This is a genomic window from Phytomonospora sp. NPDC050363 (genome assembly GCF_040655735.1).
Classification (GTDB): Bacteria; Actinomycetota; Actinomycetes; order Mycobacteriales; family Micromonosporaceae; genus Phytomonospora.
In genome coordinates this window covers 182999-201910 of record NZ_JBFAKK010000008.1, presented here as the reverse complement: position 1 = coordinate 201910, position 18912 = coordinate 182999, and the positions used below count along the sequence as shown (strand labels likewise).

Here is an 18912-nt window from a genome sequence, read left to right as displayed (position 1 = left end):
CCAGACGCGGGCGTGTGAGATCGGCGACAACAAAGCGACCGATCGGTCGCTTTGTTGTTAGCCTCGGCGGATGACCGACGGACGCAAGGCGCGAGGCGAGCGGACGCGGGCGGCCGTGCTCGACACCGCCGTCGCGCTGGCCTCCGTCGACGGCCTCGACGGCATCACGCTCGGCCAGCTCGCCGCCAGCCACGGCGTCAGCAAGTCGGGCCTGTTCGCGCACTGGCGCGACAAGGAGGACCTGCAACTCGCCGTGGTCGACCGCGCCCGCGAGCAGTGGTGGAACGAGGTCGTGCGGCCCGCCTTCGCCGCTCCGCGCGGCATCCGCCAGCTGTGGGCCCTGCACGAACAGCGCATGGGCTTCTACGAGCGGCGGGTACTGCCCGGCGGGTGCTTCTTCGCCACCGCCGTGCACGAGTTCGACGACCACCCCGGTCCGGTCCGCGACCGCATCTTCGACGCCCTGCGCCACTGGCTGCGGCTGCTGCGCAACACCGTCAAGGAAGCCGTCGCCATGGGCGAACTGCGCGACGAAACCGACCCCAAGCAGCTCGCCTTCGAGATGCAGGCGATCGGCGTCGCGGTCGTGACGCACTCCCGGCTGCTGGCCTCCGCCTCGGCCTACCAGTACTCCCGGCAGGCGATCCTCGACCGCCTGCGGGCATTGGCCATCGACCCTTCGCTCCTCGACGAGCCGAAACGCAACGGAGAACCAACGTGACCACCGAAGCACTTCCGCTCGCCGGCCGCGTCGAGCCCGCCGAGGTCCACTTCGACGACTTCGACCCGATGGGCATCGTCCACAACGGACGCTACGCCGTCCTGCTGGAGCGCGCGCTGACCCGGTACTGGCTCTCGCAGGGCTGGGACTTCGACCCGGTGCGCTCCAAGCTGGGCGACGTGATCCTCGCGGTGCGGGAGTTCGCCATCACCTTCCACGTCCCGATCAGCGAGCTCGGCGAGGTCGCCGTGCACTTCTGGCTGGACAAGGTGGGCAACTCCAGCATCGTCTACGGTTTCCGGATCCTGTCGGCCGACCACACCGTGGTGCACGCCGAGGGCAAGCGGGTGCAGGTCTCCATCGACCGCGAGACCGGCCGCCCCAAGGCGTTCAATGAGCAGCTGCGCACGGCGGCCGAACCGCTGCTGCGCGCGCAGACGAAGTAGCCGAAACGGGGCCCTCCACTGTGGAGGACCCCGTTTCGCTGTGGTCCTTAGAGTTCGGCGTAGAGCGCGACGCCGTTCCCGTCGGGATCCAGGACCAGGGAGAAGCGGCGGCCCCAAGGGGCGTCATAGGGGGCGACCGAGCCCTTGACCCCGGAGGCGACGAGCTCGGCGTAGATCCGGTCCACCTCGGCGGGCGAGCCGCAGTCGAAGGCGACGGTCATCGCCGGGCCGTTGGTGGCGGGGATGTAGCTGGAGCCGTCGCCCTGGATCATGGCGAGGTCGTCCCACACGAGTTCCACGCCGTTGCCCAGGTCGTAGTGGACGGACTCCTCGGTGTCGGCCTCGGCGGGGATGTCGAAGCCGATCTGGCGGTAGAAGGCAAGGGACGCGGCCATGTCGGCGACGACGAACTCGACGGCGGTCATGCTGTAGCGGGGTGGCATGGCGACAGCCTAGGTAAAGATCATCACGGTTTGTTAACGATGGGCGGTTACCCCACGTCCCCCAGCACCCACTCGTCGAACAGGTCGAAGACCACGGCCGGCGTGAGCACGGCGGGGTGCGCCGCGCCGAGACCCGAGCCCGTCGAACACTCGTGGGCGGTGGCGACCTGCGCGAACTCTCCGACGAGGCTGCCGGTGGCGGCCTCGTGGACCCGGAAGGCGTAGTCGGCCTCCAGCACGTCGTAGGTGTTCTCGCCGGCGCCGCACTCGGCGACCTCGGCGCCGGTGCTGATGGTGGTGCACACGATCAGTTCGGCCTCCGCCGGTGAAACCGCGGCCCAGCCGTCGGCGAGCCGGGTGAGTTCCTCGTTGTCCGACGGCGTCCACGCGGGACCGCCTTCGAAGAAGACGATCCCGTGGGGCCCTTTTCCTTGGTACGCGGCGGTTCCCGGCTGCGGTCCCGGCGACACGCACATCCCGCCCAGCCTCTCCATGGCGTGGCGGCCGGGCGCCGACGCGGAGGGGAAGGGGGCCGCGTCGGCGGCCGCGCCCAGGCCGGCGTACTTCGGCACGACCGCGACGAGCGCGAGGGCCACCGCGACCGCTCCGACGACCGCGGCGCCGACGACCGATCCGCCGCGCACCTTCGGCACCGGCCTGCGGTCGGCGAGTTCGAGAGTGAGGGTGAAGGCGTCGGCGTGGTCGTTGAAGGCCACCAGTCCCGGGCTGCCGTCGGGCTCGGCGTAGAGGAACTTCATGGCCATCGGCGACAGCGGGTCGCCCTTTTCGATGGGGTAGATGATCCGCGGCCAGGTGATCGAGGTGACGCCGAGGTAGCGGTCGCCGACGAGCACTCCCTTGTCGCACACGGCGATGAAGTCCTTGGCCGACACACCGAGGCGCGGCAGCGCGATCAGCGCCCAGATCGGCAGTAAGGCCGCGACGAAGGCGACCGTCGCGGCGATGGGGTCGTCGAGCACGAAAACGCAGATCAGCGCCGGGAAGGCGATCCCGACGCTGACTCCGATGAGCGCCTTGTCGCGGATCCGGTGGAGCCGTCCGACCGCGCCCAGCCCGGACTTCTCGGCGAGCATGTCGATGGTCGTGCGGTTCACCGCTCACCTCCGGGTCAAGGTCTGCCCAGAGTGTTCCACTTGGGACTCAGCGTGGCAACGGCCTAGATCGGTTCCTCCGCGAGGAACTGGGTGAGCGCGCTGGCGGTCTCGTCGGGGGCCTCTTCGGCGAGGTAGTGACCGCAGTCGATGCCGTATCCGCTGACCTGGTCGGCCCACCGGCGCCACACCGCGCGGACGTTGAACCAGCCGGGCAGTTCGCCGCGCGCCGACCACAGCGACAGCACCGGGCAGGCGATCCGCCGCCCCGAGGCCCGGTCGGCGCGGTCGAGGAGGTCGTCGATCCCCGCCCCGGCACGGTAGTCCTCGAAAATGGCGTGCACTGTGGACGGTCGGTGCAGGCAGCGCCGGTAGTCGGCGAGCGCGTCGGGGTGGAACTGCTCGGTCTCCTTGAGGTAGTACCAGCTGTCGGGGTCGGCGCTGACGAGCCGTTCGAGGCGGTCGCCGGGCTCGGCGAGGTAGAACCAGTGCGGGAAGGCGCGGCCGAAGGCGCGGCCGTGCCGGTCGGCGAAGGCCCACGTCTCCGAGGTGGGGACGATGTCGAGGACGGCGAGGCGGGTGACGGTCTCGGGGTGGTCGAGCGCCATCCGGTAGGCGACGCGGCCGCCGCGGTCGTGGCCGGCGACGGCGAACTCCTCGTGCCCCAGTGTCCGCATCACGGCGACGAGTTCGGCGGCCATGGCGCGCTTGGAGTACGGGTGCCGTTCACCGGCGACCGCCGGCGGTACCGACTCGCCGTATCCGCGCAGGTCGGCGGCCACCACGGTGTGCCCGGCCTCGGCGAGGCGCGGGGCGACCAGGTGCCACATGGCGTGCGTCTGAGGATGCCCGTGCAGCAGCAGGACCGGTGGTCCCTCACCGCCGACGCGGACGCGCACGCGGCCGGTTCCGACCGGCACGTACCGCAGTTCGAAGCCCTCGAAGAACATGCTGGTGGATACCCATCCGGAGTCCGTTTCAGTCCTTCCCGCCGGTGACGAGGCTCTCGCCGAGCTCGGTTCGCGCGTAGAGGACGTAGCGGCCCGAGCGGTGGGCGCCGACCAAACCGGAGTCCTTGAGTACACCGAGGTGCTGGGAGACCGCGCCGGCGGTCAGCCCGGTCCGCATCGCCAGGGCGGTCGTCGACTCCGGTTCGTCCAGAGTGGACAGGAGCATGGCGCGCGAGCGGCCGAGGACGGCGGCGAGCGCCTCGGGGACGGCCTGCGGCTCGGGTTTCCAGAGCATCCCGATCCCGCGCGGCCCGTAGCGCAGTGTCGGCTGCCACGGGGGTGTGGTCAGCGAGAACACCGTCGGCCACACGAAGACCGAGGGTGTCAGGAGCAGGCCGAGGCCGGCGGCGTCGTCGCGGCGCGAGACGTGCTTGTGGTCGACGCGCAGCCGCTCCCCGTCCCAGGACACCATCGGGTCGAGGTCGGCGAACAGCCGCCGGACGCCGCCTTCGGCCAGAAGCCTCGCGCGGTAGAGGATGTCGCGCTCGCACAGGCCCCGGATCCGGGCCCAGTAGGGGCTCAGGGCCAGCCGCCAGTACGCTTCGATCGTCTCGGCCAGGTGCGGGAGGACCGACGCCGGATCGTCGTGGAGTTCGGCGATCGCCGCCGTTCGCGGCGTGGGCAGCATGTCCAGCCCGACCCGGATCGCCTCCGCCGACTGGGCGCGCAGCCCCGCCAGCTCCACCCCGAGGTCGGGCGCCGAGGTCGTCGGCGGCGGCGCCAGGAACGCCGGGATCATCCGTGTCGGCACCGGAATCAGATCCGAGAGCAGTGTCAGGTCGAGCCGCGCCGACCTCAGTCGCGGTGCCACCGCGTCGATCCACGCCCGATGCCGCGAACCGCCCGGCGGGCTCTTGAGCACCCGAACGCTGGCCACGACCTCCCACAGCGGCGAGTACGCGAAGCGCACGTAGGCCAGGTCGCGCGCCGTCAGCGTCAGTTCGAGCATGACCTCATCCTAGTCCGATTTAGCGAAGACTAAATCCTGGGCGACATCCCCGTCCGGAGGAGAACCTGATCAACGTGACAGCACTCGTCGAGACCGCCCCCCGTCTGCGCGACAACGCCGACTTCCGCCGCGTCCTGCTCGCCGGCGTCATCAGCAAGTTCGGCACCCAGGTCAGCTATCTGGCCGTGCCGCTGGTCGCCGTCACCACGCTGTCGGCCGGACCCGGGCAGGTCGGCCTGCTCGGCGTCGCCGGGACGGTCGCGTGGCTGCTGGTCGGCCTGCCCGCCGGCGCCTGGATCGACCGGATGCGCCGCCGGCGCGTCATGGTCGTCACCGACCTCGTGCGCGCGGCCCTCTTCGCGTCGATCCCCGTCGCCTGGTGGCTCGGCGGACTGACCCTGACGCAGCTCTACCTCGTGGTCTTCCTCGCCGGGATCGCCACGGTCTTCTTCGACGTGTCCAACCAGAGCCTGCTGCCATCGGTCGTCGGCCGGGAATCCCTCACGGCGGCCAACTCCGTCCTGGTCGGCACCGACTCGGTCCTCGCCGTCGGCGGCCGTTCGGGCGCGGGCGGCCTGGTCTCGATCGTCGGGGCGCCGGCGGCCGTGCTCGTCGACGCGGTGGGCTATTTGTGGTCGGCGCTGTTCGTGGCCCGCGTCAAGACTCCCGACGTCCTGCCCGAACGCACGGCGCGGACCTCCCTCCCGCGCGAGGTCAAGGCCGGGATCTCCTTCGTGGCACGGCATCCCGTCCTCCGGCCGATCGCCACCGCCGGGACGCTGGGCAACATCTCCGCGTCCATCCTGCTGACCATGCTGCCGGTCTTCTTCGTCGGCGAGCGGAAGCTGTCCGAAGGCCTGCTCGGCGTCTTCCTCGCCGTCGGGGCCGTCGGGGCCCTCATCGGCGCGACCCTGGCCGGCAGGCTCGTCGCGCGCTTCGGCCGCCGCCGGACGCTCGCCGGGGTCGCCCTGGTGTGCATGCCCTTCGTGCTCGCCGTGCCCACATTGGACGGTGGCTGGTGGCTGTGGGCCGTTGCCGCCGCGTGGCTGATCAACAGCGCTAAGTACGGCGTCGACAACGTCGTCGGCGTCAGCTACCGCCAGGAGGTCACCCCCGACGCGCTTCTGGGCCGCATGAACGCCACCATGCGCTTCCTGTTCACCGGCGCGCTCGCCGTCGGCGCCGGGCTCGGCGGACTCATCGGCGAACTCGCCGGCGTGGAGACGGCGATGTGGGTAGGCGCGATCGCGGCGACCGTCTCGTGGCTGCCGGTGCTGGCGATTCCCCGCGCTACCAGGTGAAGGAGATCAGCAGCCCCGCGCCGTAGGCGAGCGAACCGATGGTGCCGAGGAAGAACAGCACCAGCCACACCGGCGCCGGGACGCGGGTGATCTGGGCGAGCTGGTCGGGGTCGGTGGTCCGCTCGGTCGTGCGGTACCGCAGGGTCCACGTCTCCGCGACCGGCCGCACCGAACCCAGCAGCAGGAACCACGCGCCGCCGTAGGCGACGGCCGTCTGGATGTGCGAGGGCGCCCACCAGACCAGCGCGAACACGCCGAAACCGGTGAGGATCATGGCGAGCCAGCCGTAGAAGTTGCGGATGAACAGGGCCATCGCGACCAGCAGCAGCAGAAGCGCCCACAGGAGCAGGACGATCAGGCCCTCGGAGATGAGGAAGGCCGCGCCGAGGCCGATCAGCGCCGGCGCGAGGTAGCCCGCCAGCAGCGTGAACACCGCGCTCGGGCCGCCCCGGCTGCCCGAGGTCATGGTCACACCCGAGGTGTCGGAGTGCAGCCGGATGCCGTGCAGCCGCCGACCGGTCAGCATCGCGATCAGGGCGTGGCCGCCCTCGTGGGCGATGGTGATGATGTTGCGGGTGGGGCGCCAGAGGGTCCGGACGGCGACCAGGGCGAGCGCGACGAGACCGGTCGCGATGATGATCGCGACCGGCGGGGCCGGCTGGACCTTGACGAGGGTGTCCCAGACTTCCACGACGGCTCCTCACGGGGGGTGTGGTGGGCGAGGGTACCGCGTTTCGGCCAGTGGTCCCTAGGTGAGGACCAGCCAGGCCTTGCCGTCGATGAGTTCGCGGGCGGCGTCGAGGTGCCCGGCGTGGGTGGCGGTCTCGACGGTGACGTGCAGGATCGTCGCGCGCAGGTTGCGGCGGGGAGGGCCGGGCTCGGGCCACCACATCGGGTCGGCGTCGAGGGGTGTGCGCGCGAGGATCGCGTCGGCGCGGGCGATCTCGTCACGGTAGAGGGCGAGAACCTCTTCGACGGGGATGGCGGGGTCGACCTGCCAGGCGGAGTCGGACAGTTCGACCGACTCCCCGGCGGCGACGGCGCGAAACCAGAAGCGCTCGACGTCGAGGGCGAGGTGCCGGATCAGGCCGAGGCAGGACCAGCCGGAGGGCAGGACGGGGCGGCGCAGGTCGGCCTCGGACAGACCGTCGACGGCGCCGAGGATGTGCTCGCGCTGCCAGGTGAGGTAGCGCGTCAAGGTGGCGAGTTCGTCGTTGCCGGTGGTCACGGGGCCTCCAGGGGGGTGGCGGCGATGCTAACCCGGAGGGGTGACGGTTGATCGAGGGGCGCGGTCAGTTGCGGCGGGCGGTCCAGACGCTGCGCTGGGTGCGCACGACGAGATCGCCGCGCCTGAGGATGCTGCCCGGGCCGCGGACGTCGAGGAGGCTGTCGAGGGCGGCGAGGTCTTCGGCGGTGAGCAGGTCGGCGGCGGCCTCACGCGTGCGGGCGAGACCGGCGATGGCGTAGCGGCCGACCGTCTCGTCGCCGGCGCCGGCGATGAACACGTCGAGGGTCTGTTCGCCCTCGACGGTGAAGCCGGCCTCGGTGAGCCGGGATCCCCAGTCGGCGCCGCGATGGGGGACGTGTTCGGCGTGGCGGTGGTCGAGGGCGGTGTGGAGGCGTTCTTCGAGGCCGGGGCGCTCATCGGGCGCGCCGGAGGGGAGGAAGCGGGGGAAGCCGGCCAGCTCGACCACGGCGAGCAGGCCGCCGGGCGCCAGCAGCTCGTGGACCTGCCGCAGCGCGCGGTCGGGGTCGCCGAAGTGGTGCAGGGACGCCGAGGCCCACACCAGTTCCGGCGTGCCGAGATCGGGCCACTCGGGGGCGTCGAGGTCGGCCTCGACGATGTCCACGTGCTCGGCGACGCCCTCGTCGGCGGCCTTGTGGCGCAGGCGATCGAGGTGGGCGGGTGAGGAGTCGACGGCCGTCACCCGTGCGTTCGGGAAGCGCCGCAGCAGGGCCAGCGCGCCCGTGCCCGTCCCGCAGCCCAGGTCGACGATGGTGCGGGGGTCGGCCTCGACGGGCAGGGAGGCGACGATGGAGGCGGTGTGGCCGGCGAGGACGTCGGCGTCCAGGTCGAGGAGCTCCGCCTGGTCGGCCGGGCCGTGCTCGTGCCGGTGGTGCTCCGCGTGGGTCATGCGCCCAGATTAGGCCTACTTCCGGTGGGCCGCTTCCAGAACACCGTCGTCGGGTGCGGTCGGCCGTGCGGGTCGAGCGCGTAGTCGGGGATCTCGCCGACGCGCGTCCAGCCCGCCTTCTCGTAGAGCGTCTCGGCGGGGCTGCCGGTCTCGGTGTCGAGGACGAGGAGGGTCACGCCGAGCTCGCGGGCGCGGGAGTCGACGGCCTCAAGCAGCGCACGGGCCAGGCCTCGCCCCCGCGCGTCGGGGTGGACCATCAGCTTGGCGACGTCGCCACGGTGGCGGCTGTTCGGCGCGGTGGCGCGGACGAGCTGGACGGTGCCGACGACGCGGTCGCCGTCGTGCGCCGCCCACGCCAGGTGGTCCTCGCCGAGGCGGCCGGCGACCGCCCGCCACCACGCGGCGGCCGCGTCGGGCGGCATGGGGGCGAGGAAGCCGATCGACGCGCCGCCGGTGACGGTGTCGGCGAGGAGGGCGGACAGGCCGGGCAGGTGGTCTTCGACGGCGGCCGGGGTGAGGGCGCTGATCATGTGGGGAGGGTAGGTCCGCGGTGTTGCGGGCGTGTTTCGCGGCGCTACGGACGCGGCGGGCCGAGGCCGATCGCGGGAAGGATCGCCTGCTCGACGATGGCGGCGAGCACGTCGGGGCCGGGCATGCCGGTGTCCATCGCGTGCTTGACGACCAGGGCCTCGCCGATGTCGGCGACGACCGGCGTCACCAGCGCCTCGTCGAAGTGGCCGTGCCGGGCGTAGTGCAGCAGGACGGTCTTGGTGAAGGTGCCGCCGTGCGCGGAGAAGACGCGCTCGAAGAGGCCCCGCACCAGGACCGGGTCGCGCCGGGGGTCGCTCATGATGCCCTGCACCGCGCGTCCGGCGGGGCTGAGCATCCAGTCGACCATGAGCTGGAGCGAGGCGATCAGGTCGCCGCGCAGGTCGTCGGCACCGGGGGCGGGCCGCTCCATGGGATGAGCCTCGGCGAGGGCGTCGAGCAGCAGCTCGGCCGGGCTCGGCCAGCGCCGGTACAGGGAGGTCCGGGCGGTCTCGGCGCGCTTGGCGATGCCGTCCATGGTCAGCCGTCCGTAGCCGACCTCGGCGACTTCTTCGAGGGCGGCGGCGTGGATGGCGTCGACCAGTTCGCGGCCGCGCCTTCTCGACCAGGTCCCGGTCATCGCCTCCCCTACCCGACTTAGCTACAGCAGTGTAGCTTAGGCGTTTAAGCTACACACGTGTATCTTAAGGAGGCCCGATGTCCACCCCCGTGCTCACCGCACCCGCGGCTTTACCGGTCGCCGAACGCTCCCTCGCGCCCGACCTGGCGCGTGGGGCGATGCTCCTGCTCATCGCCGTCGCCCACGCGCACATGTACCTCTCCTACGACGACGCCGGCTTCCGCGGCTACGCCCTGGACGGCGCCCCGCTCGACCGGCTCGTCGCCGGGGTCCAGATCCTGTTCGTCGACGGGCGGGCGCTGCCGATGTTCGCCGCTCTCTTCGGCTACGGACTCGCCCGGCTCACCGCCCGCCGCCCCGACCCCGCCGAGGCCCGGCGGGTCGTCCGCCGTCGCGGGCTCCTGCTCCTCGCCTTCGGCTTCGCCCACGCCCTGCTGCTCTTCTTCGGCGACATCCTCGCCGCCTACGGGATCGTCGCGCTGCTGTTCGCCGGGATGCTCCGGCGCGGCGATCGCGCCCTGCTGCGAGCGGCGGCGCTGACGATCCCGCTGCACGTTCTGGTGCTCGCGCTCCTCGGCCTCGCGACGGTGACCGGCGGCCACGCTCCTTCCCCGACCGTGATCGCCGATCCCCTTGAGGCCGTGGGGATGCGGTTGGCCGTGTGGTCGGCGATGACGCCGACCTTCTTCCTGGTCAGCGCACTGCCGACCTTCTTCCTCGGCGTGTGGGCGGGACGGCGGCGGGTGCTCGACGACCCCGCCGCCCACCGCCCGTTCCTGCGCCGCGTGGCCGTGGCGGGCATCGCGATCGGCGTCCTCGGCGGCCTTCCGCTCACCGCGGTCGACCTGGGCGTGTGGGCACCGGCCGACGGTGTGTCGATCGGCGCCTACGCGCTGCACAGCGTCGCCGGGATCGCCGCCGGAGCCGGGTATGCGGCCCTGGCGGGGCTGTTCGCCGCCCGAACGTCGCCGCCGGGACGCGTCGCGCGGGCGCTGGCGGCGTGCGGTCAGCGGTCGCTGACCTGCTACGTACTCCAGTCGGTGGCCTTCACGGTGATCTTCACACCCTTCGTCCTGGGCCTCGGCGACGATGTCGGCGACGCGGCGGCCTCCGGGATCGCCGTGGCGGTGTGGCTGTCCACTGTGCTCGTGGCGGTGGCGCTGGAGAGGGCCGGTTCGCGCGGACCGCTGGAGTCTCTGCTGCGGCGGCTCACCTACGGACGCTGATCCGCGCACGGCCGCGATCTCGGAGGGTCGCGGCCGTGCGTGTCCGCGGCCGACCGTCCTTCATGGACCGAGAGCCGGTTCTAGAGATATTCTCTAGTTCGGATGCGGGGAGGCGACCAATGAAGAAACTCGCGGGGGGCGACCCGTTGCGCGTCGGCCGCTACACCGTGTTCGCCGAACTGGGCAGGGGCGCGATGGGCCGCGTCCTGCTGGGACACGCCCCCGACGGGAAACTGGTCGCGGTGAAGCTGCTGCGCGAGCAGTTCACCGCGGACGAGGACTTCCGTGCCCGCTTCGCCCGCGAGGTCGCCGCGTCGCGCAAGGTTTCGGGAGCCGACATCACCAGGATCCTCGACGCCGACCCCGACGCCCGCACACCATGGTTCGCCTCGGTCTACGAACCGGGGCCGTCACTGCGGGACGCCGTCAAGAAGACCGGGCCGCTTCCCAAGGAGTCGGTGCTGTGGCTGGCGAGAGACCTCGCCTCGGCGCTCGCCGAGATCCACCGCGCGGGCATCGTCCACCGCGATCTCAAGCCCTCCAACGTCATGCTCACCAAGCGGGGTTCGAAGGTCATCGACTTCGGCATCGCCCGCGCCACCGACGGAGGCACCGACCTCACCCGCTCCGGCTGGCTGATCGGCACGGCCCCCTACATGTCGCCCGAGCAGGCCGAGGGCGAAAGGGCCGAGGCGATCAGCGACGTCTTCTCGCTCGGATCAGTACTGGCCTTCGCGTCGACCGGAACCGGGCCCTTCGAAGGGATTTCGACATCGCAGGCGCTCTACCGCGTCGTGCACACCGAACCCGACCTCGGTGCCGTGCCCAAGCGGGTACGCGCGATCATCGAGATGTGCCTGGTCAAGGATCCGGCCGCCCGGCCCTCTCCTTCGACCGTCCTGCAGGCGCTCGGGGCGGTCCCGGAGGTCCCGCCGCGGTGGCCGAAGCCCGTGCGCGCGCTGATCCGCTCGCAGGAAGCCGAACTGCTGCATCTGCTGGCCGAGGCCGGCGACGGCACGACGCTGATCGACAAGGGTACGACGCTTCGCTTCGCCACCCAGGGCTTCAAGCCTCCGGCGGGACCGAAGTACTCCTCCGGGAAGGCCAAGAGGCCGGCCGATCCGCCGCCCGTGACCGACACGCGCCCGCCACCCCCAAAAGCACCGCCGACCGAGGACAAGCCTCCGGCGGGTCCGAAGACACGGCCCGTCGTCGACACCCCGCCTCCCCGACCGAAGGGGCCCGCCCTCGACCCGGCCGGGCGCATCGGATCGGATCCGGCAGAGTGGGCGCGCGTCAAGAGCGGAGCCGTCCTGGTGGGCGTCCTCCTGCTCGTCTTCTGGATCGTCGGCGCCGCCGTCTCCGAGACCGGCGGGGATGACGACGGCGGGTCGACCGGCTCGTACGAAACGCCCGCGGAGGAGCCCTACACCCCGCCGGAGAAGGTGTACACCCCGCCCGCCGAGGTCTATACGCCTCCCGTCGAGGAAACGACCGAGGAGGAACCGTCCTTCGACTGGGGCTCCCTCGACGACGAGGACACCGACGAGACCCCCATGACCACCGAGGCGCTGCTCCCGAACCTGTACACCGACACCGAGAACGTCGAGGACTACGAACTTGAGAGCGCCAGGATGCACGGTTGCGAAGACGTGCGCCCCGACGGTGGCGAGATCGCCGACGCGCTGCGCGACGCCGGCTGCGAGGATGCCGCGATCGGCACCTACCTCGACGAGGGCGCGGACGTCCTCGTCACACTGATGATCATGCCGCTCGAAAGTGACGGTGCCGCCGAGGCCGCCTACGAGCGCGTCAACGACGCCTACGTCGACGACTGGAGCAGGTGGTGCCCGAGCACCGGCCCGGGCTGGAACCCCTGCGAAGGAGACGCCGGTGCGGCCAGCGAGCGCGGCCAGATCGCCGCGGACCACCGGTACCTGATCCTGGCCCGGGCGATCTACACCGATCTGCGCGACACCAGTGACGACAGCGAGCTTCTGGATGCCTCGGAGGCGGCGGTCGACGCCGTCGAGTTCGGGCCCTGACGCGGCGCTTCCGGCGCCCTGACGGGAGTCGGCGTCGCCGGCGGGTCGAGACAGCTCGGCCGCCGGGCGGACACCTCGCGGCCGAACCCGTCCTCTGCACGGGTCGGCACACTCACAACCCCGCCTTCGCCGCCCGGGCGACGACCGACCGCCGGCGCAGGTGCCGGACCGGCGCCCACAGCCGGTGGAACAGGCTCCCACCGGCCGTCCGGCGATGCCTTCGCCGCACGGCCGCCGCGTCCTGCTCGCGTCCGACGGTGTCGAGCGCGGCGGCGTGGGTCTCGGCGAGCGCGACGCGGTCGTGACGGCGGCCGGTGGGTTCGCACTCGCGGATCCGCACTGCCCACTCGGCGGCTTCGAGGGCCTCGGCCGCCTCCCGCCCGGCGGCGAGCCGGACGTCGGCGAAGACCTTCAGGGCGCGGGCGAGTTCGAGCGGCCGCGAGGGACGGTCGATCTCCAGCCAGGCGTCGACGGCCTCGCCGCTGAGCCGCAGCGACTCGGCGTGTTCGCCCACAGTGGACAGCAGGCCGCCGAGCCGGCTTCGTTCACCGGCGAGGAGCTCGCGGTCGGACGTCGCCTCCTCCAGTAGCGCCAGCGCTTCCCGCGACAGCGCGACGGCCTCGGCCGGATCGTCGACAGCGGTTGCCAGCGCGCCCGACTCCACGCCCAACCGGACGCGGTGGGCCGCGCCGAGACCGCGCAGGATCGCCACCGCCTCGCGTTTCGCCGCGACGCCCGGCCGGCCGGGCAGGTGCTCACCCACGCGTGCGAGGACACCGGCGAGGCGCTCGCCGGCGCCCGGATCGTGCCGCCGCGCGATCTCCAGGGCGGACAGGGCGGTGTGGGCGGCACGGAAGCTCTGTCCGTTGTCGCGCAAGGTTTCGGCGTGGACGAGCAGGATGCCGACGGTGAGCCGCGCGCGCTCGTCCGGGTCGCCGCCGCGCCTGTCGCGGAGCCCGGCGAGAGCGTGGCGCTGGAGGCGGAGGGCGTCGTAGCCGTTGCCGCTGCCGTCGAGGACGAGCGAGAGCCCGGTGATCGCCTCGGCGAGCCGCAGCGCCGCCTCGGGATCGCCCGCCACGGCCCGGATCCGGTGGCCCTCGGCGGCACGTTCCAGAAGCGCGCAGGCCTCGCCGCGCTCGCCGCGCCTGGCATGGCATTCGGCCAGCCGCGACAGGGCCAGGTCGTGGCCGGGGGCGTCCTCGCCGTGCGCGATCAAGTCGCGGGCGTACTGCTCGACCTCGGCCCAGGCCCGCACCGCCCGGTGGCGTTCGACGGCCGGCGTGAGCAGTTCGAGCCGGACGCTTCCCTTGGGGTGCAGGGCGACCGCGCGGCGGGTCAGGGCCGCCGTGGCGGCGGCGAGGTCGGGGTCGGTGTTCGCGGCCGTGGCCGTGACCAGGGCGAGGGCGGTGTCGGCGTCGAGGTGGTCGAGGACGGCGGTGAGGGCCGCGGCTCCGGCGTCGGCGATGAGCGCGGGGTCGGCGCGGACGAGTCGGCGCAGGGCCGAGATGACGTGCGGCCAGCGGCTCGCGGCGGCCGACAGGGCGATGATGCCGCGGGCGGCGTGCCGCGGGGCTCCGCCGGTCTCGTCACGGCGGAAGAGCGGCCCGAGACGGCGGGCGCCGGCCTCGCCGGGGAAGGAGAGCAGGCCGGGGATGAAGATGTCGGCGTGGCCCATGGGGTGTCCCGGGATGCTCAGGGCCAGCAGGTCTTCGGCGAGGCGTTCGGGGTGGACGGGTTCGAGCGCGGTGCCGGGACGGGACGGCGGATAGCAGCGGGTGTGCTCGGCGATGAGCCGGTGCAGTTCGGGCAGGCCGGTGGCGGCGAGACGCTCGATGGTCTCGTCCATCGAGAGGGGGCCGGTGACGGCGGCGGTGAAGGCGATGCGGGAGACGTCGGGCACGCGCTCGGCACCGAAGAGGCGGCGCCAGTGCTCGCGTTCCCGGTCGATCAGGTACTCCGACAGGTCGGCGGGGTGGCGCGGGCCGCGTACCCGGCGGGAGGCCGCGTCGACGACGCAGAGCGCGGCGGCGTGCAGGGCGAAGGTGAGTTCGTAGGCGCGGTCGCCGACGCCACCGGGCGGGTGGGCGTCGGCCGGGACGCCGGTCTCGTACACGGCGGCGAAGCGGGCGACGGCGGTGGCGAAGTGCTCGGCGCGCGCGTCCACATCGGACGCGAGCGGGGACAGCGGGACCGCCTCGGCGGCGGCGCCCGCGCGGGCGAGTTCGCGTGCGAAGGCGGGCCACCAGCCTTGCGTGCGGGCGAGCAGCAGGAGCCGCAGTCTGCCGCCGCACCGGGAGTGGCGGTGGAGGAGGCGGACGAGTTCGGTGAGGGGCCAGTGGTCGGCGTTGTCGACGAGGACGAACAGGTCGCCGGGCTCCCGGTCGCCGGGATCGGTGGGCTCGCCGACGTGATGTGCCCGGGCGACGCGCCATCCCGACTCGGCGGCCTCGACGGCGATCCGCTCGGCCAGCCGCGACTTGCCCTGGCCGCCGCGGGCGTGCAGAAGAAGCGCCGCGCGGGCCGGCCGGGAGTCACGCCAGGCGGTGAGTTCCTTCAGTTCGCGGTCGCGGCCGGCGAAGGGGACCACCTGGTGCCGAGCGGCCAGGAGCCGACTCGGGCGGTCCCGCATCAGTTGCAGCGCACCGAGACTGGGCGCGCGGTGCGGAACGTGCAGGACGGTCCGATGGCGCGGCGGCCCGCCGAGGTGCCGGTCGAGATCCAGGTCGGCGTCCTCGCCCTTCCCACCGAAGAAGTCCGGCGGGCCGAGACCGCGGCGTCCGCTCACCGCCCGGCCGGGGCCTCGGCGGCCTCGACGACTCTCCCGGCGGTCTCCGTCGCGAACGCGGCCACTGTGTCCATGAGCCGGTCTCCCCCCTCTTCCCGGAAACAATCAAGGTCCCCGGACAAACGTTCGGATCGCAAGAGGGGTGTCGGATATGCGTCAGTGAAGTGACGGGAAGTGTTGGGGTGAAAGGGATGCGGGGGCATCAGCTACCCCATCGTCACCGCCACGATCACCGCCGCGACCACCGCGGCCGCGACCCCGACGGTCGCCAGGATCTTCCACGCGCTGTACGGGCGGCGCCCGAGGACCTCGCCGGTCGCGCCGTTGATCAGGACGTGCCACGCCCGGCCGCCGTGCCGGTAGGCGGCGGTCCACACCGGCAGGGAAAGCGAGCGTCGGGCGACGGTGGGATAGGTCGTCTCGATCCGGTGCACGCGCTGGTCGTCACCGCCGACGGCTTCGCGGCAGGCCCGCTGGATCTCGGGGTTCATCAGCCCCTTCGCCTCGGCGAAGGCGTCGTCGGGACCGACATGGCGGGCCAGGATCTGCCCTTCGGGCGGCGATTCGGTGCGGACCTGCCGGGCCCCGTCGTGCGGCCAGGGAGCCAGTCCGGCGACGCGGGGACGGCAGGCCGGTTCGGCCGCGACGATCAGCAGGTCACTGAAAGAGGACTCGACCTCGCCGCTCACCTCGTGCCACCGCGTCTTCGTGACGGTGCGGGTGGAACGGCGGCCGTCGGAGTCCTTGACCGTCTCGGTCTCGGTGTACGACTCACCGCGCTCGCCCTGGTAAGCGGCGACCGCGCGGGCGTCGACACTCCAATGTGGAACCATCGTCAGGCGCAGGTGCTCGGGGCCTTCGACTAGCTTGAGGGCACCGGGAGCGAAGCGGCGCGAACCGATCCAGTCGCGCAGGGCCTCGACGGCCTGGGCGCGGTCGAGCAGCGGCGGCAGGTAGAAGTCACCACCGGTCAGCGGCGCGGAGTCGGGGATCCCCAGCGGCGCACCGCATCGGCCGCACAGCACCGACAGCGCGTCGTGGCCGTCCCTGGCACCGCACTCCGAACAGACACCGGCCCTCATAACGACCGAGTATGGCGTCGCGCCGCCGGGCCGCGCGACGGGGTGGCGCCCTACTGCCGTATCGGCCAGGGAAGCAGTGCGTTGCCGGGCATCCGCGACATCCGCCGCAGCGCGAACGGGCCCGCGATGGCCTCCAGCTCGTCGAGGTGCGCGCGTGCCTCCTCAAGGTGCGCGACGAGCTCGGTGAGCTGCCCGCGCATCTCGCTGACCTGGTTCTCCAGCGCGATGATGCGCTTGATGCCGGCCAGGTTCACGCCGTCCTCCTGGGACAGGCGCTGGATCTCGCGCAGCAGCGCCACGTCCCGGACGCTGTAGCGGCGTCCACCGCCCGGCGTGCGGTCGGGCTGCACGAGCCCGAGGCGGTCGTACTGGCGGAGGGTCTGCGGGTGCATCCCCGCCATCTTGGCCGCCACCGAGATCACCAGAACCTTGGAGTCCGGTGTGATGTCATGTCTGTCGGCCATTGAGCGCTACACCTCCTCATCCGCTCGTCGCCGGTCAATGTCCCCCACCGCGACGGTGGACGTCAACCCGTTTCGTCCGGAATGCGGTCCTCTAGGCGATGCCGACCGGCCGGCGGGACCTGCGTGGCGAACTTCTCCAGCGTCTCGCGCGCCTCGGGCGACAGATCCCGCGGAACCTCGATCTCGACGGTGACGAGCAGGTCCCCACCGGGCGATCCGTCCCGCAGCGGGACTCCCCGGCCGCGAACGCGCAGCGTCCGCCCGCTCGGGGTGCCGGCCGGGACCCGCACGGTCACCGGACCGTCCAGAGTGGGCACTCGCACGTCGGTGCCGAGCGCGGCCTCCGGGAAGGTGATCGGAACCCGCAGCACGAGGTTGTCGCCCTTGCGGTCGAAGACCTCGTGCTTGCGCACGGTGATCAGCACGAACAAGTCGCCCGTCGGGCCGCCCCGGTCACCGGGCTCACCGCGACCCGCCAGGCGGATCTTCTGTCCATTGTCGACACCGGGCGGGATGCGCACGGTCAGCGTGCGGGTCTTGGTGACCCCGCCGCTGCCCTTGCACTCCGGGCACTTGTCGCGAACGATCGTGCCGACGCCCTGGCAGTCCTTGCAGGGCTCGGAGAAACTGAACGCGCCCTGGTTGGTGGTCACCATGCCGAGGCCGTGGCAGGTCTGGCAGGTCTCGGGGATCGTCCCGGGACGGGCGCCGTTGCCGTGGCAGGTGTCGCACACGCCCGGAGCGCGAAGCGTCAGCGGGATCGTCGTCCCCTTGACGGCGTCGGCGAAGTCGAGAACGACCGAGGCCTCGACGTCACGGCCCTTCGCCGGACCGCGACGGCGGCCCTGCCCGAAGAGGTTGCCGAAGATGTCGGTGAAGCCGCCGGCGTCCCCGGTGGGCGTACCGCCGAAACCGCCACCGCCGCCGCGCGCCTGGTTGAGCAGGTCGCTCAGGTCGAAGGGGGTCGCGCCGCCGCCCATGCGGGCGTCACGGCGGAAGGCCCCGGCGCCCAGCAGCGAGCGCATCTCGTCGTACTCGCGCCGCTTCTTGTCGTCGGCCAGCACGGTGTAGGCCTCCGACACCTCCTTGAACCGGTCCTCGGCGGTGGTGTTGCCGGGGTTGTGGTCAGGGTGGAGATCGCGGGCGAGCTGCCGGTACGCCTTCTTGATGTCGGCGGTGGGGGCGTCCTTGGGAACCCCGAGAACTTTGTAGAAGTCCTTTTCCATCCAGTCACGTGAGACCATCGGACGCCTCCCCTCCCTTTGTCCAGTGTGCTCGATCGAGCCCTACTTCGCTTCGCCGGTACCGTTCTCGGTCTCGGCGTCGGTGCCCTCGTCCTTCGCCCGCTCGGGCGGCGGCTTGGGCTTGGGGTGCGGGCTCGGCTTGCGCTTGCCCGCCGCGGGCTCCTCGTCGCCGTTCGACTCGGGCTCGGACTTGGCGGGCTCGGCCGCCTCGGCCTTCGCGGTCTCGGTCTCACCGGTGGTCTCCGGCTCGTCCTTCACCTCGGCCTGCTCGGCTTCGGGCGCGGTCTCCGGCTTCGGCTCGGCGACGGCCTCAGCCGCCTCCTTCTCAGCCTCCGCCGGCGCCTCGGCCGGGTCGGCGACCGCGACGAGCGCGGCCCGCACGAGCCGGTCGCCCAGCTCGTAGCCCCGGCGCATCACGTCGATGCACGTCGGCTCGGTGACCTCCGGCGACAGCATGTGCGCGACGGCCTCGTGCCGGTTGGGGTCGAAGGCGTCGCCCTTCTCGCCGAACGCGACCAGCCCGTGCCGGGACAGCGCACCCGTCAGCTGCTCGGCGACCGAGGCGAAAGGCCCGTTCAGGTCGCCGTGCGTGCGGGCGCGGTCGAGGTCGTCGAGAACCGGCAGGAGCCCGGTGATCACCGAGATCGTCGCCTGGTCGGCGACCAGCTTGCGGTCCCGGTCGACGCGCTTGCGGTAGTTGGCGTACTCGGCGGTCACCCGCTTGAGGTCGTTGGTGCGCTCGTCGAGCTCGGCCGAAAGCTTGGCCAGCTCGTCGGCGCCC

At 72.3% G+C, this 18912-nt stretch carries 18 protein-coding genes and 1 pseudogene; 5 read left to right on the top strand and 14 right to left on the bottom strand.

Features of this window, described 5'->3' with window-relative positions; all coding sequences use genetic code 11:
- Nucleotides 1-70: 70 nt before the first annotated feature.
- Nucleotides 71-721 carry a TetR/AcrR family transcriptional regulator gene (locus AB0I28_RS22835; protein ID WP_357496325.1) on the top strand — a complete coding sequence of 217 codons (651 nt, stop codon included), beginning with the start codon at nucleotides 71-73 and terminating at the stop codon, nucleotides 719-721.
- On the top strand, nucleotides 718-1167 hold the full coding sequence (locus AB0I28_RS22830) for a thioesterase family protein (RefSeq protein WP_357496323.1): 450 nt from the start codon (nucleotides 718-720) through the stop codon (nucleotides 1165-1167). Before AB0I28_RS22835 ends, AB0I28_RS22830 begins: the two co-directional genes overlap by 4 nt.
- Before the next feature lie 47 nt (nucleotides 1168-1214).
- Here the strand turns inward: AB0I28_RS22830 and AB0I28_RS22825 are convergent, their stop codons facing one another.
- The 4 genes from AB0I28_RS22825 to AB0I28_RS22810 form a co-directional block, all read right to left on the bottom strand.
- Nucleotides 1215-1610 carry a VOC family protein gene (locus AB0I28_RS22825; RefSeq protein ID WP_357496321.1) on the bottom strand — a complete coding sequence of 132 codons (396 nt, stop codon included), beginning with the start codon at nucleotides 1608-1610 and terminating at the stop codon, nucleotides 1215-1217.
- Between the two features lie 47 nt (nucleotides 1611-1657).
- The gene (locus tag AB0I28_RS22820; RefSeq protein ID WP_357496320.1) at nucleotides 1658-2725 is read right to left on the bottom strand and encodes a hypothetical protein; all 1068 of its coding nucleotides are present in this window, start codon (nucleotides 2723-2725) and stop codon (nucleotides 1658-1660) included.
- Nucleotides 2726-2787: 62 nt separating this feature from the next.
- Nucleotides 2788-3672: an alpha/beta hydrolase gene (locus AB0I28_RS22815; protein ID WP_357496318.1), complete on the bottom strand. Its 885-nt coding sequence runs from the start codon at nucleotides 3670-3672 to the stop codon at nucleotides 2788-2790.
- A gap of 28 nt (nucleotides 3673-3700) precedes the next feature.
- Nucleotides 3701-4681 carry a DUF5937 family protein gene (locus tag AB0I28_RS22810; protein ID WP_357496317.1) on the bottom strand — a complete coding sequence of 327 codons (981 nt, stop codon included), beginning with the start codon at nucleotides 4679-4681 and terminating at the stop codon, nucleotides 3701-3703.
- 74 nt (nucleotides 4682-4755) lie between these two features.
- Here AB0I28_RS22810 and AB0I28_RS22805 point away from each other — a divergent pair, with 74 nt between their 5' ends.
- Nucleotides 4756-5982 (top strand): MFS transporter, encoded by a 1227-nt coding sequence (locus tag AB0I28_RS22805; protein WP_357496315.1) that lies wholly within the window; start codon nucleotides 4756-4758, stop codon nucleotides 5980-5982.
- Here the strand turns inward: AB0I28_RS22805 and AB0I28_RS22800 are convergent.
- The 5 genes from AB0I28_RS22800 to AB0I28_RS22780 all read right to left on the bottom strand — a co-directional run bounded on the left by AB0I28_RS22800 (nucleotide 5972) and on the right by AB0I28_RS22780 (nucleotide 9285).
- Entirely contained in the window at nucleotides 5972-6673 is a 702-nt protein-coding gene (locus tag AB0I28_RS22800) for a M50 family metallopeptidase (protein WP_357496313.1), read from the bottom strand. The two genes, AB0I28_RS22805 and AB0I28_RS22800, sit on opposite strands and share 11 nt — an antisense overlap.
- Nucleotides 6674-6730: 57 nt before the next feature.
- Nucleotides 6731-7210, bottom strand: a complete 480-nt coding sequence (locus AB0I28_RS22795; RefSeq protein WP_357496311.1) for a DinB family protein — start codon at nucleotides 7208-7210, stop codon at nucleotides 6731-6733.
- A gap of 64 nt (nucleotides 7211-7274) precedes the next feature.
- Complete coding sequence (locus AB0I28_RS22790; protein ID WP_357496309.1) at nucleotides 7275-8117, bottom strand: class I SAM-dependent methyltransferase; 843 nt, start codon at nucleotides 8115-8117, stop codon at nucleotides 7275-7277.
- Nucleotides 8114-8647, bottom strand: coding sequence for a GNAT family N-acetyltransferase (locus AB0I28_RS22785; protein WP_357496307.1), 534 nt, complete (start codon nucleotides 8645-8647; stop codon nucleotides 8114-8116). Before AB0I28_RS22785 ends, AB0I28_RS22790 begins: the two co-directional genes overlap by 4 nt.
- Nucleotides 8648-8691: 44 nt before the next feature.
- Nucleotides 8692-9285, bottom strand: coding sequence for a helix-turn-helix domain-containing protein (locus AB0I28_RS22780; protein WP_357496305.1), 594 nt, complete (start codon nucleotides 9283-9285; stop codon nucleotides 8692-8694).
- A 77-nt stretch (nucleotides 9286-9362) separates the two neighbouring features.
- Between AB0I28_RS22780 and AB0I28_RS22775 the strand changes: the two genes are divergently transcribed.
- Complete coding sequence (locus tag AB0I28_RS22775) at nucleotides 9363-10511, top strand: DUF418 domain-containing protein (protein WP_357496303.1); 1149 nt, start codon at nucleotides 9363-9365, stop codon at nucleotides 10509-10511.
- Between the two features lie 119 nt (nucleotides 10512-10630).
- Nucleotides 10631-12556: a protein kinase gene (locus AB0I28_RS22770; RefSeq protein WP_357496301.1), complete on the top strand. Its 1926-nt coding sequence runs from the start codon at nucleotides 10631-10633 to the stop codon at nucleotides 12554-12556.
- Between the two features lie 112 nt (nucleotides 12557-12668).
- Here AB0I28_RS22770 and AB0I28_RS22765 read toward each other — a convergent pair whose 3' ends face one another.
- From AB0I28_RS22765 to grpE, 5 genes and pseudogenes are all read right to left on the bottom strand, one after another.
- Nucleotides 12669-15341 carry a hypothetical protein gene (locus AB0I28_RS22765; protein WP_357496299.1) on the bottom strand — a complete coding sequence of 891 codons (2673 nt, stop codon included), beginning with the start codon at nucleotides 15339-15341 and terminating at the stop codon, nucleotides 12669-12671.
- A gap of 206 nt (nucleotides 15342-15547) precedes the next feature.
- Nucleotides 15548-16423, bottom strand: a complete 876-nt coding sequence (locus tag AB0I28_RS22760) for a hypothetical protein (RefSeq protein ID WP_357496297.1) — start codon at nucleotides 16421-16423, stop codon at nucleotides 15548-15550.
- Nucleotides 16424-16473: 50 nt separating this feature from the next.
- On the bottom strand, nucleotides 16474-16887 hold the full coding sequence (locus AB0I28_RS22755) for a helix-turn-helix transcriptional regulator (protein ID WP_357496295.1): 414 nt from the start codon (nucleotides 16885-16887) through the stop codon (nucleotides 16474-16476).
- Nucleotides 16888-16949: 62 nt separating this feature from the next.
- Nucleotides 16950-18131, bottom strand: coding sequence for a molecular chaperone DnaJ (gene dnaJ / locus AB0I28_RS22750; protein ID WP_357496293.1), 1182 nt, complete (start codon nucleotides 18129-18131; stop codon nucleotides 16950-16952).
- Between the two features lie 348 nt (nucleotides 18132-18479).
- Nucleotides 18480-18896: pseudogene (gene grpE / locus AB0I28_RS22745) on the bottom strand (nucleotide exchange factor GrpE); the annotation flags it as partial.
- Nucleotides 18897-18912 lie beyond the last annotated feature (16 nt).